Source organism: Rhodococcus yananensis (genome assembly GCF_020515525.1).
GTDB lineage: Bacteria > Actinomycetota > Actinomycetes > Mycobacteriales > Mycobacteriaceae > Rhodococcus > Rhodococcus yananensis.
On sequence record NZ_JAIYEP010000084.1, the window covers coordinates 1 to 16,272 of the forward strand.

The 16,272-nt window shown below is 69.4% G+C and carries 14 protein-coding genes and 1 pseudogene; 9 read left to right on the plus strand and 6 right to left on the minus strand.

Annotated features, from left to right (window positions below; genetic code table 11):
* Positions 1-42: 42 nt before the first annotated feature.
* Together LDQ05_RS16705 and LDQ05_RS16710 are read right to left on the minus strand one after the other, a co-directional pair.
* Complete coding sequence (locus tag LDQ05_RS16705; RefSeq protein WP_226438078.1) at positions 43-309, minus strand: hypothetical protein; 267 nt, start codon at positions 307-309, stop codon at positions 43-45.
* On the minus strand, positions 302-1,702 hold the full coding sequence (locus LDQ05_RS16710) for a PspC domain-containing protein (RefSeq protein ID WP_226438079.1): 1,401 nt from the start codon (positions 1,700-1,702) through the stop codon (positions 302-304). Before LDQ05_RS16710 ends, LDQ05_RS16705 begins: the two co-directional genes overlap by 8 nt.
* A gap of 132 nt (positions 1,703-1,834) precedes the next feature.
* Here LDQ05_RS16710 and LDQ05_RS16715 point away from each other — a divergent pair, with 132 nt between their 5' ends.
* Both LDQ05_RS16715 and LDQ05_RS16720 read left to right on the plus strand, forming a co-directional pair.
* Positions 1,835-3,106 carry an ATP-binding protein gene (locus LDQ05_RS16715; RefSeq protein WP_226438080.1) on the plus strand — a complete coding sequence of 424 codons (1,272 nt, stop codon included), beginning with the start codon at positions 1,835-1,837 and terminating at the stop codon, positions 3,104-3,106.
* Positions 3,103-3,786 carry a response regulator gene (locus LDQ05_RS16720; RefSeq protein WP_287218613.1) on the plus strand — a complete coding sequence of 228 codons (684 nt, stop codon included), beginning with the start codon at positions 3,103-3,105 and terminating at the stop codon, positions 3,784-3,786. The genes LDQ05_RS16715 and LDQ05_RS16720 overlap by 4 nt, the downstream gene beginning before the upstream one ends.
* 38 nt (positions 3,787-3,824) lie before the next feature.
* On the opposite strand, the gene LDQ05_RS16725 is transcribed toward LDQ05_RS16720, so the two are convergent.
* A complete protein-coding gene (locus tag LDQ05_RS16725) occupies positions 3,825-5,009 on the minus strand; it encodes a serine/threonine-protein kinase (RefSeq protein ID WP_226438081.1) in 1,185 nt (394 codons plus the stop codon).
* 201 nt (positions 5,010-5,210) lie between these two features.
* On the opposite strand from LDQ05_RS16725, the gene imuA' reads away from it, so the two are divergent.
* The 5 genes from imuA' to LDQ05_RS16750 all read left to right on the plus strand — a co-directional run bounded on the left by imuA' (position 5,211) and on the right by LDQ05_RS16750 (position 9,872).
* Positions 5,211-5,963: a DnaE2-dependent mutagenesis accessory factor ImuA' gene (gene imuA', locus LDQ05_RS16730; protein ID WP_226438082.1), complete on the plus strand. Its 753-nt coding sequence runs from the start codon at positions 5,211-5,213 to the stop codon at positions 5,961-5,963.
* Positions 5,906-7,528 (plus strand): DNA polymerase Y family protein, encoded by a 1,623-nt coding sequence (locus LDQ05_RS16735; RefSeq protein WP_264185198.1) that lies wholly within the window; start codon positions 5,906-5,908, stop codon positions 7,526-7,528. Before imuA' ends, LDQ05_RS16735 begins: the two co-directional genes overlap by 58 nt.
* A 16-nt stretch (positions 7,529-7,544) precedes the next feature.
* The gene (locus LDQ05_RS16740) at positions 7,545-8,306 is read left to right on the plus strand and encodes an alpha/beta fold hydrolase (RefSeq protein ID WP_226438084.1); all 762 of its coding nucleotides are present in this window, start codon (positions 7,545-7,547) and stop codon (positions 8,304-8,306) included.
* Between the two features lie 112 nt (positions 8,307-8,418).
* A complete protein-coding gene (locus tag LDQ05_RS16745) occupies positions 8,419-8,946 on the plus strand; it encodes a hypothetical protein (protein WP_226438085.1) in 528 nt (175 codons plus the stop codon).
* 47 nt (positions 8,947-8,993) lie between these two features.
* Positions 8,994-9,872 carry a ferredoxin family protein gene (locus LDQ05_RS16750; protein WP_226438086.1) on the plus strand — a complete coding sequence of 293 codons (879 nt, stop codon included), beginning with the start codon at positions 8,994-8,996 and terminating at the stop codon, positions 9,870-9,872.
* Positions 9,873-9,907: 35 nt separating this feature from the next.
* On the opposite strand, the pseudogene LDQ05_RS16755 reads toward LDQ05_RS16750, so the two are convergent.
* The 3 genes and pseudogenes from LDQ05_RS16755 to LDQ05_RS16765 form a co-directional block, all read right to left on the minus strand.
* Positions 9,908-10,873: pseudogene (locus tag LDQ05_RS16755) on the minus strand (SDR family NAD(P)-dependent oxidoreductase); the annotation flags it as partial.
* A gap of 97 nt (positions 10,874-10,970) precedes the next feature.
* Positions 10,971-13,094 carry an MMPL family transporter gene (locus LDQ05_RS16760; protein WP_226438088.1) on the minus strand — a complete coding sequence of 708 codons (2,124 nt, stop codon included), beginning with the start codon at positions 13,092-13,094 and terminating at the stop codon, positions 10,971-10,973.
* A 288-nt stretch (positions 13,095-13,382) separates the two neighbouring features.
* A complete protein-coding gene (locus tag LDQ05_RS16765) occupies positions 13,383-14,924 on the minus strand; it encodes a multicopper oxidase family protein (RefSeq protein ID WP_372461141.1) in 1,542 nt (513 codons plus the stop codon).
* A gap of 96 nt (positions 14,925-15,020) precedes the next feature.
* On the opposite strand from LDQ05_RS16765, the gene LDQ05_RS16770 reads away from it, so the two are divergent.
* Both LDQ05_RS16770 and LDQ05_RS16775 read left to right on the plus strand, forming a co-directional pair.
* Positions 15,021-15,926 (plus strand): D-isomer specific 2-hydroxyacid dehydrogenase family protein, encoded by a 906-nt coding sequence (locus LDQ05_RS16770; protein WP_226438089.1) that lies wholly within the window; start codon positions 15,021-15,023, stop codon positions 15,924-15,926.
* A gap of 121 nt (positions 15,927-16,047) precedes the next feature.
* The coding region (locus LDQ05_RS16775; RefSeq protein WP_226438090.1) for a hypothetical protein at positions 16,048-16,272 on the plus strand (225 nt) is incomplete at its 3' end.

Consider the following 16,272-nt stretch of genomic DNA (forward strand, 5'->3'; position numbering starts at 1 on the left):
GCCCCGGAACCGCGGTTCCGGGGCCACCGTCGGCCGGGCGTGTCAGTTCCGGGATCGGCGTGCCGGGAGCAGCACGAGGACCGCGCCGATCACGATCGCACCTCCGACGAGGACCCACCCCATGTCGAGGGAGGTGAGGAACTCGACGGAGAACGGGCCGACGAGCGCCCAGCAACTCACGGCGAGAGCCACGATCGCCGAGAGCAGCAGCAGGATCGACGGTCCGCGCCCGGCACGACCACAGGTCTGTTCCGTATCGGTGTCGCCGGTCCCGGCCGCGGAGTCGAATGCGGGATCGAAGTCAGTCACGGTGCACCTCCGTGTTCGCGAAGTGGGTGTTCAGGTCGAGGGTCAGGACCGGTCCGTCGTCGGCGCCATCGGCGCCACCGTCGAATCCGTCCGCCGGGCACGGTGAGGCGAAGCGGCTCTCGCAGACGACGTCGACGTCCATGTTCGCGGGGAGCAGCACCTGGGTGTCGCCGAATCGCGTGTCGATCGCCACGGTGTGGTCCTCCGTCAGATCCAGATTGCGCAGATCCAGTTGGAGTTCACCGAACCGGACGTCGTACCGGGGCGAGAGTTCGGCGACGGTGAGCGGTGCGTGGTACTGGTCTCCGGAGGACGTGAAGTCGATCGGGCCGGCCAGCGAGGCGAGGACCACGAAACCGATCAGCGGCCCGGTCACCACCAGGAGGCCGAATCCGCGGTGCAGGAACGCGCCGACGAGCATTCCCAGCCCGATCACGGCGAGGGCGATCGCGCCGATACGAGCCGGGGTGAGCCATTCGGCCCCCGTGGCGACGGCCACGGTGCCGGCCGCCGCGGCGGCCAGTACCGCCAACCCGAGGACCGTCGTGGTCAATCGGGAGCGCTTCCGTTCGCCGGTCGCGGCGACCGCGGGTTCGTGGCGCGGAGCCGGCTCGGGCAGATCCCAGGCGAACGGTGCCACGCCCAGCGGATCCCAGGCGGGCGGAACCGGGGAGGCGGTGCTACCCGCGTCGGGTGTGGATGCGGACTCGGCGGTACCGGCGGGGGAGGCCGTGGTCGCGGTGTCGTCCTGCGACAGCGAGGTCGCGGTGTCGTCCTTCGACAGCGAGACCGCGCCGTCGTCCGACGCTCGGTCGTGCTGCCCTGGTCCGGTGTCGGCGACCGTCGCATCGGCGGTGGTGGTCGGCGCAGGCGCGAACCCGCCGGCGAACGGGTACTGCGCGAACGGTGTCGGAGGGAACACCCCCGGGGTGAACGTGTAGTCACCGGCGGGAGGGGGCAGGGTCGGGGGTTCGGGGCGACGCTGGTACAGCAGCCACCAGCCGCCGAGCATCAACACCATCCCGATGAACCCGGAACCACCCGACCCGAAGCCCACCGGGCCGACCGCGCTCGCCGAAATGGCCAGCGCGACCAGCAGCACGATCACCTTCGTGCTGGATTCGGAACTGTGACCGCGGCCGACGAGGGATTCGAGGGCGGACACCTGATCGCCGTGCCGGGTGAACAACACCCACGCCGCCAGATACAGGACCACACCTGCGCCGCCGAACAGGGCGGACACGACGAACGCGACCCGGACCAGGACCGGGTCGACTCCGTATCGCACACCGATGCCGGCGCACACCCCGGCGAGCGGGCCGTGCTCCGGCAGGCGCACCGGGCGTGTGCGCCACAGGTCCGTCAGCTGTTCGGGGAAGCTCCGAGTGTTCATGACATTCATCCTGTCGACGGAAATCGTTCCGCACATCAGGGACGAACCCTGAATTGGACGGTCTCGGGAAGGTCACGGAACTCAGGGTCCGACCCCGATGCCGCGTGGCGCGCACCGTGCCACTATCGAGGTGTGCAGCAGGTACCCGGACTTCCCGTGCCCGTCGACCGCCTCGAACGCAGGGTCGGCGGTCGGGTCGTGGGCGGCGTCGCCGGAGGCATCGCCGACCACTTCGACATCGATGCGACGAAGGTCCGGGTGGCGTTCACGGTGCTCGCAGCACTCGGTGGCCTGGGCATCGTGGCGTACGGGCTGCTGTGGATGTTCGTACCCCCGGGCATCGACACGGAGCGGCCGTCCGCCACGGAACGGCGCCGGGCCGTGGGACTGGCCGTCATGGGTGTCGCCCTCGCCGTCGGACTGTCGTGGTTGTTCAGCGGCGGCGCACTGTCGGTGGTCGGGCCGATCATCGCGGTCGCGATCGGCGCGGCGGTGGTGTGGCGCGAATTCGACTCCGAAGGACCACGTTCGGTCCTCGGGCTGCCCACCAACCCCACCGTCCTCACGTGGGCGCGGGTCCTCGGCGGTCTGACCCTCGTCGTGACGGGACTCGGTGTCGTGATGCTCGCCCAGGTCGACGTGGCGGCGTTGCGGTCGTCGCTGATCGCCGTCGTCGTGACCCTGCTCGGCGCCGCACTGCTGTCGGTGCCGCTGTGGATCCGGATGTGGCGGGCACTCGAGTCCGAGCGTGGCGCGCGGGTCCGCAACGAGGAACGCGAGGAGATCGCCTCGCACCTGCACGATTCGGTGCTGCAGACCCTTGCGCTGATCCAGAAGCAGGCGGAGGACCCGCACCAGGTGGTGCGGCTGGCCCGCAGCCAGGAACGCGAACTGCGTCGTTGGCTGTTCGGTGGCGACGAGACCGCCCGCGCCAGCCTCGCCGAGGCACTGCGCACCATCGCGGGAGAGGTGGAGGACCAGCACGGTATCTCGGTGGCGCCCGTCATCGTCGGTGATGTCGCCCCCGACGACGAGGACGTCACCGCGGAGGCGCTCACTGCGGTGCTCGGGGCGACCCGTGAATCCCTCGTCAATGCGGCGAAACATGCGGGGGTGGACAGTGTCGACCTGTTCGCGGAGGTGGAACCGCACCGGTTGAGCGTGTTCGTCCGTGACCGCGGAGTCGGATTCGATCCGGAATCGGTCCCCGAGGACCGTCAGGGCCTGGCCCGGTCGGTGCGGGCGCGCGTCGAGCGGCGGGGTGGACGGGTCGTGGTGAAGGCGGCGCCGGGGAAGGGTACGGAGATCCGGATCCACATGCCGCGCGCCGGTGGCGAGGAGCCGTCGGCGTCGACCCTAGAGTGGGAGGTGACCGAGCCCCACCACGAGGAGCAGCCCCAGTGAGTTCGTCGGTGCCACCGTCCGTAGTCCCCGACCAGACCCGTCGTTTCCGAGTGTTCCTCGTCGACGACCACGCCGTGTTCCGGTCGGGTGTCCGCACCGAACTCGGCCGTGAGAACGACATGGACATCGTCGGTGAAGCCGGCACCGTCGCCGAGGCGGTCGCAGGCATCGACTCGTCGAAACCCGATGTGGTGCTGCTCGATGTGCACATGCCGGACGGCGGTGGTGTCGCGGTGCTCGGCCGGATCGAAACGGGGCCGGTGTGTCTGGCGTTGAGTGTGTCCGACGCGGCGGAGGATGTCATCGCAGTGATCCGTGCGGGCGCACGCGGGTACGTCACGAAGACGATCTCCGGCACCGACCTCGCCGATGCGGTGCGCCGCGTCGCCGGTGGCGACGCCGTGTTCAGTCCGCGGCTGGCCGGGTTCGTGCTGGATTCGTTCACCGGGCGGTCGACTGCACCCGAGCCACCCCTCGACCCCGAACTCGATTCGTTGACGCCGAGGGAACTCGAGGTGTTGCGTCTGCTCGCCCGCGGCTACACCTACCGGGAGATCGCCGACGAACTCTTCATCTCGGTCAAGACGGTCGAGACGCACGCGTCGAACGTGTTGCGCAAGACCCAGCAGTCCAATCGCAATGCCCTCACCCGGTGGGCGCACCGGCGCCGGATCGACTGACGGTTCGGGGGCGGGGGACGTCTGCGGGCACGGGTCTTTCAGGACACCAGGAAGGCGATGACGAGCGCCGCGACGAGCGCGACCACGAGCACCGCGATCATCGCGGCCATCGCCATCGGAGCGTAGGCGACGATCTTCTCCTGTGTCGTCGTCGCGGGACCGGAGGGGTGGAGGCGATCGAGCAGGCCGCCGAACCCGGAAGAAGGGGTTCGGCCGTCGGATCCGGACGCGGTGGGCAGTGGTCGGTCGACAAACGACGCGCGGGGCCTGCCCTGGTCCTCGAGCAGCCCGGAACGTTGCGCCCAGGAGGGGATCGTGCCGTCCTCGGACAGGATGGGCCTGCCGCGCAGGGTTGCGGAGTGACCCCCCGGGCCGAGGACGACGGCGGCGAGCCGATCGCGGGCCTGCGCCATGGTGGGACGTCGCGCCGGGTCGGGTTCGAGCATCGAGAGCAGTGCGTCGGTGAGGGAGCCGGTCTGTTTCGGCGGGATGATCTCGGCGCGGGCGACCCGGTGCAGGAGTGCGATGGAATCGCTCTCGAATCCGAACGGGGGCCGGCCTTCGATCGCGGTGTAGAGGGTGGCGCCGAGGGAGAACACGTCGCTGGCCTCGGTGGGGTCGTTGCCGCGGGCGACCTCGGGTGCGAAATAGGCGGGAGTGCCGACGATCACGCTCGACGGGTCGTTGTCGCCCTTGGCGCGGGCGATACCGAAATCGCTGATCTTCACGACCCCGGTCTCGTGTCCGCGCTCGGCGACGAGGATGTTGCCGGGCTTGACGTCGCGGTGCACGATCCCGGCGGCGTGGGCGGCGGAGAGCGCGTCGGCGATGTCGGCGCCGATCTGCGCCACCACATAGGGCGAGAGGGTGTCGACGGCGTTCATGACCTGGGCGAGGCTGCGCGACGGCAGGTGCTCCATGACGAGCCACGGTTCGCCGTAGTGCAGTGCCACGTCGTACATGGAGATGGCGTGCTCGTGGGTGAGTTGAGCGGCGACCCGCCCCTCACGCAGTGCGCGGCGGCGGATCTCGTCGGCGACCTCGGGGGCGAGGTCGGCGGTGGAGATCACCTGCTTGACCGCCACGTCCCGGCCGAGCCTGGTGTCGCGGGCGAGCCACACGGCACCCATTCCCCCGCCACCGAGTTTGGAATCGAGTCGATAACGACCCGCCACCAGGTGGTCCGGTCCGACGACCCGTCCTTCTCGTTCCCGTTCAGACACCCTGACGAGGGTAATCGATCGGCGGTCCGGGCCTCGCCGGGTTCGCTGCGTGACGGTGCTCGCAGCGCTTGACGGTGGGTGCCCGGATCGGGTCTACTGAATGCGGTTCGAAAGAGTGTTCGAACAATTCTGGGCCGACGTCTTCCCCCTGGTCGGTCGGGCCGTGCGTGTCCACGGCCGGACGAAAGGCGAGGGGTGCATGTGGGTGAAGTGGCCGGACTCCCGGGTGATGGAGCGGACCGCACGCGGACGGAGCAGATCGAGTCGTTGCGCAGGCGCATGTCCGCCGTCTCGTCCGGGGTCGGCACATCGGCGTCCGACCCGGTGCGGATACCGGCCGAACGGTTGCTCCCGGTACCCGGGCCGCTCGCCGCTCTGCTCCCGCACGGCGGCCTCGTGCGAGGCACCGTCGTCTCCCTCTCCGGCGCGACATCGCTGCTGTCCGGACTGTTGGCATCGGTGACGGCGACGGGTGGGCATGCCGCGGTCGTCGGTCACCGGAGGCTGGGTCTGCTGGCCGCGGCCGAAATGGGGGCCCGACTGCCGCGTCTCGCGGTGATCGCCGATCCGGGCCCCGACCCGATCGAGGTGGCGGCGGTGCTGCTCGACGGCATGGACATGGTGGTCCTGGACCTGGAGGGAATCGTGGTCCCGCCGTCCCGGGCCCGCGTCGTCGCGGCCCGGGTCCGCAACAAAGGTGCGGTGCTCGTGGTCACCGGAGGTCGGTGGGACGGCGCGCATGTGGGGCTCGAGGCGCGGGTGGACGGATACCGCGGCCTGACCGGAGCGGGACGTGAGCGCCTGTGCGGAACACGCCTGTCGGTGCGGGCGCACGGGCGGGCGTTCGCACCGCGCACCGTCCACGTCGATGTGTGCGTCGAACGCGACAGCGTGACATGGGTGCCGGATACCCGGCCCCACAACGGAGTTCCGGACCTGGAAGTGGTGCGGTGAGCGGGGAGGCGGCCGTGCGTGTCGTCGCGGTGTGGTGCCCGGACTGGCCGGCGGTCGCGGCGGCCACGGCGGCGGATCTCCCGGCGACCACACCGGTCGCGGTGGTCGCCGCGAACCGGGTGGTCGCGTGCACGGCACCCGCGAGGGCGGCGGGGGTCCGGCGCGGGTCGCGGCGACGAGAAGCGCAGGGTCGGTGTCCCGAACTGCATGTGACGCAGGATGACCCGGACAGGGATGCATATCTGTTCGAGCCGGTGGTGGCGGCGATCGATGCGGCTGCCCCGGGAGTGGAGGTGCTGCGCCCGGGGCTCGTCGTGCTCGCCGCGCGAGGAGTGGTGCGCTGGTTCGGTTCGGAGGAGGTCGCTGCGGAACGACTCGTCGACGAGGTGGCCTCGGTCGGCGTCGAGTGTCAGGTGGGGATCGCCGACGAACTCTCCGCCGCGGTGCTCGCTGCACGCAGAGCGGCGTTGGTTCCGCGGGGCATGTCGCGTGAGTTCCTTGCGCAGCTGCCGATCTCGGAGCTGTCCGTGGAACCGGCCCTGGCGTCGGCGGACCGCGCGGAACTGGTGGACCTGCTGCGCCGGCTCGGGATCCGCACCATCGGCGCATTCGCCGAACTGTCCCCGGCCGATGTGATGTCCCGGTTCGGGGCCGATGCCACCCTGGCACACCGATGTGCGAGGGGGCTTCCGGAACGTCCGCCGTCGGCGCGACCGGTGCCGCCCGACCTCGCGGTGGACCATCGATGCGACCCGCCCGTCGACCGGGTCGACACCGCGGCGTTCGTCGGGCGTGCGCTCGCAGAACAACTGCATGTGCGCCTGGCCGCGGTCGGAGCGGCGTGCACCCGTCTGCTGGTGCGCGCGCGTACGGGCAACGGGGAGGAATCGGTCCGGACGTGGCGTGTCGCCGAACCGCTGACGCCGGAGGGGACGGCCGACAGGGTTCGGTGGCAGCTCGACGGATGGCTCACCGGACGCAGCGCCGACAGGCCCACCTCGGGAATCACGTCCGTGCTTCTCGAACCGGTCGAGGTCGTGACGGCCGGTGCCCTGCAGCCGGGGTTGTGGGGCGACGTCGGCGCCGGTGACGATCGGGCACGGCGTGCGTTGGTCCGGGTCCAGGGTCTGCTGGGCGGGGACGCCGTGCGAGTGGGAGCACTCGACGGAGGGCGCGGCCCTCTCGAACGGATCGTCTTCGTGCCGGTGGGGGAGAAGCCGCTCCCCGGAAGGGATCCCGACGCGCCGTGGCCGGGCCGGCTGCCGCCGCCCGCCCCGCCGATGGTGTTCCACGTCCCTCCGCCCGTCGCCCTCGACGACGATGTGGGTGATGCGGTGATCGTCACCGAACGCGGTCTGCTCAGCGGACGTCCGACGTGGCTGCGATGGGGAAGTCGCAGGTGGTCGGTGTCCGGATGGGCCGGTCCGTGGCCGGTGGACGAGTACTGGTGGGATCCGGACACGACTCGCACGGTCGCGCGGTTGCAGGTGCTGCTCGACGGAGCGAGGGCTCTGCTGATCGTCGGGGGAACGGACGGCTGGCGGGTCGAGGGTGTGTACGACTGACCTAGGCTGGTCACCCGTGGAGACATCAGTGTCGACGACAGCCCCGAACGGGGTCGCGATCGCCTACCGGGACACGTCGCCGATCGTGATGCGCGACGACGTTCCCGTCGTGCTCGTCCACGGGATGGGCGGCGACGGGCGTACCTGGGCGGGGTTCGCACGGCGTCTCGTTCGCGCAGGCCGACGCGTGATCACCGTCGATCTGCGCGGGCACGGATCCAGCGCACGTGCCGCGTCGTACCGGTTCGAGGAGTTCGCCGCCGACATCGCCGGAGTGTGCGGGCACCTCGGTGCCGATGAGATCGACCTGGTGGGACACTCGCTCGGTGGGCGCACGGGTTCGCTGGTGGCGCAACGCCATCCCGGGCTCGTGCGGCGTCTCGTGCTGGAGGAGGTGCCGTTGCCCCTGCGTGAGGGTGATCCTGTTCCCGAGGTCCCCGCGCATCGCCCCACACCCGCGGAGTTGTGGCACGCCGCCACCAGCATGATCCGCAGTCCGAGAGCGGTGTTCGCGTTCGACCGGTCCATGACGGAGGACGTCGTCGCCGAGTTCCGCACCCCGGACCCTTCCTGGTGGCAGAGGCTTCCGGCGATGGACACACCGACGTTGTTGTTGCGCGGGCTACGGCACGGAAGCATGGTCGATCCGCATCTGCTCGAGTCCGCCGTCGCATTGCTTCCCCGCAGCGAGGTGCGGGAGGTCCACTGCGGACACAGCATCCACCGCGACCGGTCCGACGACTTCGCCGCGGAAGTCCTGCCGTTCCTCATGTCCTGACGTCGGCGTCCCCCCTCCGGACACACCCGGCTCGGCTGCAGGGAGGTGCGTGGCTCGGTGACCTTCCCGCCGCCGCGTGGTCGCGTGCCGAGCGCTGACCTACGATCGGGGCATGACGATGTCTCCGCCCGACCGCCGCCTCGTCGCGACGACCGCATTGTTCGTGCTCTCGCAGGTGAACATCGCGCGGGTTCTCGGATCCACGGCCCCGACCGTCGGTGCGGTGCAGACGACGTTCTCGGAGTCGAGATACCGCCGGATCCTCGACAATCTCGGTCCCGACGACCTCGCCCGCTACCGGGAGCACTACTACTGGGACATGGTGCATCCGCTGACGTTCGCGACCGCGTTGCGCGCGGGCGCAAGGGCACTCGACCATCATCGTCCGCTGTCGCCGCTCGTGCGGCGCGTCCTGCTGACCGCGCCGGTGGTCGCCGCTGCCGGCGACTACGCCGAGAACGTCACCGGACTGTATCTGCTCGACCATCGCGACCGTATCGACGACACCGTCGTCCGTGCCGCGTCGACGATCAGCGTCACCAAGTGGGTGCTCGCGCTGGGGTGTCTGGCGTATCTGTCGCAGGGCTTCGGCAGGATCTGGGCCGGTGCGGCGGTGCGGCGGCTTCGCAGCCGGCGCTGAGCGGGGTCGATGTGCCCCGGGTGTCCGACCCACGTCAGAATGGGCCCGTGACCGCCACCGAGACGACCTGCTCCGTGTTGTCCGCTGCCGACGAACCGCTGGCAGGTACCGCCGCGACAGCCCGCGGATACGTGTGTGCGGAGGTTCCGTCCGGGTGGGGACGGGACGTGCTCGACGGCACCGCGCTCGGTTCGGAACTGTCGGCGGAGTTGTCTGCCCGCGCCGATGCCGCCGATGTACGGATCCTGTTCGTCCGGCGCCCCGGCCGCGACACCGCCGGTCCGACCCGCACGGTACTGATCGCCCGTACCGACCCGGACGCGACGTGGTGCGAGCGCCTCGCGATCACCGATCCCGTCGAACTGCTCGACATCGTGCCCGAGGCGGCTGCGGGACCGGCGCCCCGGCTCGGAGATCCGGTGACCGACCCCGTCGCGCTGGTGTGCGCGCACGGTCGACGCGATCGCTGCTGCGCGGTGGAGGGGCGCCCTGTCGCTGCCTCGCTGAAACAGGAGTTCGGCGACGCGGTCTGGGAGTGTTCGCACACCGGGGGCCACCGATTCGCACCGTCGATGATCCTGTTGCCCACCGGCTTCACCTACGGTCGTCTGGATCCGCAGAGCAGCGCCGCCGCGCTGCGGGCAGCGGCTCGCGGTGAGGTGTACCGACAGGGGTTGCGGGGGCGCAGCACGTGGACGGCGGCCGGACAGGCCGCGGAGATCGCGGTGCGCGACATGTGCGGCGACATCGATGCAGACAGCCTGATCGTCGACGAGTCCGCCGTCGATCCGCTCGTGCGTCACCGTGACGGACGAGCGTGGCGCGTCACGGTCGAGACACGTGAGCTTCCGGCGCGGCCGGCCAGTTGCGGGGCCGCGCCGAAACCGGTGCATCCGGTGGTGGTGACGGCGGTCGCCGCGCTGTAGCAACCGTCGGCGTCGCCCGGATCAGCTGTACACGATCACCAGTGCACGCCGGGTATCCATCGGCTGAGCCGCCGCAGGGGCTCGGGCGCGGGCAGGACGGTCGGCCCGGTCGCGCAGCGCGGCGGTGCGGGCGTGTTCCGGGCACCGTCGGCTGTCGGGTCGCTGCCGCGGGCGGCCGTGGAATCACCGGATGCGCGGTACAACCGCGATCGCATCCGGTCGGCGATGCGGGGAATCAGCAGGTTGCCGAACTCGGCGAGCGTGCCGATCGGTACGTCGATCAACCGGGGACGGTCGACGAGTGCACGCACGATCAGCGCGGCCGCCTGCTCGGGTGTCGCGACCCGCGCGTCGGTGTATTCCTCGGTGGGGGCGATCATCGGGGTGCGCACGAGCGGCATCCGCACCGTGGTGAACGTGATTCCGTCCGCGAGGGTCTCGCCGGCCGCCACGTCCGCGAAACCCTCGAGCGCCGCCTTCGATGCGACGTACGCGGCGAAGCGGGGAGTGCGTGCCGGGACGCTGGCCGTGCTGATGTTGACGATGTGCCCGGATCCGCGGGCGCGCATGTGCGGGAGCAGCGCGAGGGTCAGGCTCACTGCACCGAAGTAGTTCACCGCCATGGTCCGCTCGAAGTCGTGCAGCCGGTCCGTCGAGTGGTACAGACTGCGCCGGATGGACCGGCCGGCGTTGTTGACGAGCATGTCGACGTGGTCGTGGCCGGTGAGGATCGTCTCCACGGTCTGCGCGACCGACCGGGGGTCGGTGATGTCGCACGGATACGGGTGTGCCCGCCCGCCGGTCGCGCGGATCTGTGCGGCGACGACGTCGAGTTCGTCGGCGCGGCGCGCCAGGAGCAGTACCGTTGCGCCCTCGTCGGCCAGTGCGAGCGCCGTCGCCCGGCCGATTCCGGACGACGCGCCGGTCACGAGGATGTGTCGGCCGAGCAGGGGCCGGGTCGTGCGCTGCCCGTGCGCGAACAGGCGGTCGAGAACGCGCCGACCGGGGAACCCGATCGTGTCGGTCGTCGGAAGGCGAACCATGCGCTGAACTTACCCTGGAGTAAGGAAGTGTGCCAGGGTATCCGGCGACGTCGGATCAGTGACCGAGCCCGACCTTCTCGTGGACCCGCTTCATCCACTGCGGCGCCCACCAGTTGGCCTCGCCCATGAGTTTGACGAGTGCGGGCACCAGCAACATCCGCACGATGGTCGCGTCGATGACCAACGCCACGATCATCCCGACACCGAGGAACCGCATGATCGACAGACCCGAGATCGTGAATGCGCCGGTGACCACGATGAGCAGCAGTGCCGCGGCCGTGACGACACGGCCCGTGCGGGCGATGCCGAATTCGACGGCCTGATCGGTGGTGGCCCCGGCCGCACGTGCCTCCACCATCCGCGACATCAGGAACACCTCGTAGTCGGTCGACAGGCCGAACACGACCGCCAGGATCAGCACCACGAACGTGGGCTCCATCGGGCTGGGCGTCACGTCGAGCCACGACGCGCCGTGCCCGAGCTGGAACACCCACGTGAGCACCCCGAACGTGGCGGCGAGGCTCAGCCCGGCCATGAGCACGGCCTTGATCGGAAGCGCCACCGATCCGAACGCGAGGAACAGCAGGATCAGGGTGGACACCACCATGATCGCCACCATCCACGGCAGCGCGTCGGTCACCGCGGCGTTCGCGTCGTCGACGAGGGCCCGGCTGCCACCGACCAACACGTCGGCGCCGTGCGGTGCGGTCATCGCACGCAACTCGCCGGTGATCTCGCCGGCGCGATCGGTGCCGTCGACACCCTGCTCGTACAGGGCCTGCAGCACCACCACGTCGTTCTGCTGACCGACGGTGACCGTCTGCGAGATTCCTGCCACCGCTGTGGCCTCACGGGACACCTCGCGGACCGCGTCGGTGCTCGGGACCTGTCCGTCCTCGCCCTGCACGACGATCGTCGCGCCGTTGCCCGTGCTCGGGAAGTCGTCGACCAGCTTCTGTGTCGCTGCCCGAGCGGGGCTGTCGGAGGGCAACGACGTGTACTCCACCTCCCCGAAGCCCGCCTTCAGGACGGGTGTCGCGACCAACAGCAGACCCGCGATGATGACGACAGAGATCGTCACGGGACGTCGCACGACCTTACGGACGAGTCCACCCCAGAACCGCTGGGCGCGTTCCTCGCTGCGGGCGGACGCTTCCCGGTTCCAGGTCCACGCATCGATGCGATGTCCGAGAATCGCGAGCACGGCGGGCACTGCGGTCAGCGACAGGACGGCTGCGCTGAACACGGACGCCATCGCGCCGAGGCCGAGCGAGCGCAGGACCGCCTGCGGGAACACCAACATGCCCGCGAACGCGCAGATCAGCAGGGCGGCGGAGAACATCACGGTGCGTCCGGCGGTGAGCATCGTGCGGACCGTCGCGCTGCGTGGATCCGACCCGGAGCGCAGTTCCTCGCGATATCGGCTGACGATGAACAGGCCGTAGTCGATGGCCAGACCCAATCCGATCAGCGAAGTGATGTTCAGCGCGTAGGACGACACCTCGGTGACCGTGGAGAGCGCCCGCAACGTCGCGAGGGACGAGAAGATCGCGAGGATGCCGACGAAGACGGGGACGGCGGCGGCGACCACCCCGCCGAAGATGACCACGAGCAGGACGAGGGTCACCGGGATCGCGACCGCCTCCGCTTTGATGAGGTCGCGCTCGAGGGTGTGGGTGAACTCGAGGGACACCACGGTGTTACCCGCGAACTGTGAGTCGACGCCGGGAACCTCCAGCGAATCGAGCACGGACGAGAAGTTCGCGTTCGTCGCACCGGAGCCGGTGCCGAGCACGATGGAAGCGGCCACACTGCGTCGATCGGCGGAGACCAGCATCTGGTTCATCGGTGGTGGGGCGGTCCAGTACGTGCTGATCGACTCGGACGGCCACTGTTCGTCGAACCGGGCGAGAGTGCTCTCGACGTCGGAGCGGATGTCGTCGATCGTTCCGCCGTCGGGAGCGGTGTACAGCGCGATGATGTCGGCACTCTGCGATCCGAAATTGTCGTAGACGATCTGCTGGACCTTCATGGCCTCGCTGCCCTCGACGTAGTAGCCGGCGCTCGACAACTTGCCGAACACACCGACACCCCATACGCCGGCGGCGAGCACCACGAGCAGCACGATCGTCAGCACCCATCGGCTTCGAGTGACGACGATGTGTGCCCAGCTGTTCATGATCGACTCCCGGTTCCGTTGCAAATGCCGAAGGGCACTCTAACGGTGCGTCGGGACGCAGCCGTCGTCGCCGTACACGCGACCGAAATCGGGCGGGAGGGGGAGCGGAAGAAGAGCGGACCGACGCGCCGGATGCCTCACGGCACGTGGCGCAACGTGGCTCCAGCCGGACGGTATTCCACGAAGGCATATTCTCAATGGCTCCGGGGCGTACGCGACGCGCCGATCCACACTCCACAACGGAACGGACCGCGGATACATTCCCTCGACCCATCGTCGTGACCGACATCACCCTCCGTGCGTGTGGCCCCCGCGACCCGGCGCGGTCGCCGACCCACCGGAAAGGGTGGTCTCGTCGGGCCCGACCACCGTGAACTGCCCCATCATCCCGTTGTCCTCGTGCCGCAGCAGGTGACAGTGGTACATGTACGGCACAGACGTGTCGACGGGTTCGTCGTCGGGGAGGTCGTCGAACCGCAGCAGCAGCCGCGCGGTCGCGCCCGGCGGCACGTACACCGTGTCCTTCCTTCCGGCCAGCGAGGGATGCCCGTCGGGCAGTCCCGTCATCGAGAGGACTCGGAACTGTACGTCGTGGACGTGGAAGTTGTGCACCGAGCCACTCGCGTTGCGCACCTCCCACAGTTCGGTCGTGCCGGCGACGACGACCTCGTCGATGCGTTCCATGTCCATCTCACGGTTGTTGATGGTCCTGGTGCTCGTCAGGTCGAACGTGCGGGTGTTCGTGGGTTCGCCGGGGTCGACGAAGGTCGTCAACCGGTCGGGCACCGGCGGGGACGGAGTCAGCGTGTCGGCCGCGCGCAGTTCGAGAATGTCGAGACGGTCGTCGCCGCCCGCGAAACGGGTCTGCCAGAAGTCCGCGCGCAGATCCGGCGAGGTACTGCGCAGAACCGTGTCCGTTCCGGCTGGGATCGCGACGACGATCTCCGCTCGTTCCCCCGGCGACAACTGCACGCTGCGCGTCGTCACCGGCCGTTCGAGCAGACCCCCGTCCGTTCCCACCAGGTCGAACGACAGCCCGGTGGAGAAGGAGAAATTGTAGATGCGCGCGTTCGACCCGTTGAGCAGTCGCAATCGGGTCCGTTCGCCGGTCACCTCGAGATACGGCCCCGGTGTGCCGTTGACCAGGATTTCGTCTCCCAGGACGCCGACGTCCGTGAACATCGCACCGTCGGTGTCGAGCTGGTCGCCGTCGAACTTCTTGTCCTGCACGATCAGCGGAATGTCGTCGACACCGTACTCGTGGGGAAGGGCTGCGCTGTCGGGATCATCGATGAGGAACATTCCGGCCAGGCCTCGGTACACGTGCTCGGCCGTCGACCCGTGCAGATGCGGGTGGTACCAGAGCGACGCCGCCGGTTGGTCGATCGTCCAGTGCGGAGACCAGGTCTCGTCCGGTTCGATGCGCTGGTGCGGGCCACCGTCCATCACCGCGGGCAGATGCATCCCGTGCCAGTGGAGGGTGCTGGTCTCACCGAGCCTGTTGGTGACGTTCACGCGGACGCGTTCGCCCCGGTCGGCGCGCAGTGTGGGGCCGAGGTGATCACCGTCGATACCCCAGGTGCGGGTGCCCGGACCGTGCCCGAGGTCGGAGGTGCCCTGCCGCATGGTCAGGTCGAAGACGCGGGTGCCGTCCTCGTCGAAGGTGCTCGCGGCGAGCGGGGGGATGGCCAGTGGGCGGTCGAATACCGTCTTCCCGGTCGTATCGATCACCGTGTTGTTCCATGCGTACACGCCGATGCCCGCGACGGCGATCACGAGGATCGCCCCCACCGCGAACAGGGCCGTGACGAGTCGTACCAGATGTTTCACACCGACGATCGTTGCCCGCCGCAGCCGTCGGCGCCTCCGGCGTCACACCTGATTTCTGGATGGGGGTCAACCCTGAATCCCGATAGTGTCACGGTCATGCGCATTCATCTCGGACCGGAGCAGAACGACCACCTCGTGCGTGCGATCGCCGACGGGGGTGGTGCCCTCGCCGACCTCGACGACGCCGAGGCTCTCGTCTGGGACGGCGGGCCCGACGGCTTCCCGGACCTTCCGGATCGCATCCGATGGGTGCAACTCACCTACGCGGGAATCGAACCGTTCTTCCGCGCCGGGCTGATCGACGGCAAGCGGATCTGGGCGAATGCGTCCGGCGTGTACGCCGACAACGTCGCCGAGTACGCGGTCGGCGGGCTGCTCGTCGGGGTGCGTCAGTTCCATTCGTCGCTCGCCGCCCGAGGTTGGCGCAAGGACGAGATCGACCCGCGGGTGCGGCCCCTGCACGGGTCGACGGTCGCGATCGTCGGGTGCGGTGGAATCGGTCGGGCGATGATTCCGCGTCTGCACGCGTTCGGTGTCGACGTGGTCGCGGTGAACCGTTCGGGGCGTCCGGTCGACGGTGCGACGATCACCCTGCCTTCGGCGCGCACCGGTGAGGTGTGGTCGATGGCGGACCACTTCGTGATCGCGGCGCCGGCCACGGCCGACACGGACCGACTCGTCGACGCCGACGTCCTCGCAGCGATGCCCGACACCGCGTGGCTGGTGAACGTGGCCCGCGGCAATCTCGTCGACACCGACGCGCTCGTCGACGCGCTGCGGGCCGGACGGATCGCGGGCGCCGTCCTCGACGTCACCGATCCCGAGCCGCTTCCTGACGGGCATCCGCTGTGGGATCTGGACAACGTCGTGATCACCCCGCACATCGCCAACACCCGCAGCGGCCTGCCCGCGGCCTTCGCGCCGACGCTGAGGGAGAACGTCCGCCGGTTCATCGCCGGCGAGGAGGTCCTCGCGCGCGTCGAACCCGGCGCGGGATACTGACCGCATCACGACATAGCGAGCAAATCCACCTACTCGCGGAAACCTGCTGATATCAACGAATTCCGCATCGATCTCGCGTCCCGCTTGCTACATTCGGTGCATCCGTGTGGTAGGAGGGGCCATGGCGCGAGGGTCGGATACGAACTCGGGATTCCGGAGGGGAACGGACCTGAACCTGTCCAAGGGATGGGTCCAGGGCGTCGCGTTGGTGATGGTGTTCGGCTTTCTCGTGATGGGATTGCTGGCGCTACGGACCTACACCGATTCGATGCCGTTGCCCGACAAGGTGATCGGGCCCACCGGCGAGGTGGTCTACACCGCGGAGGAGATCACCGAGGGCCAGCAG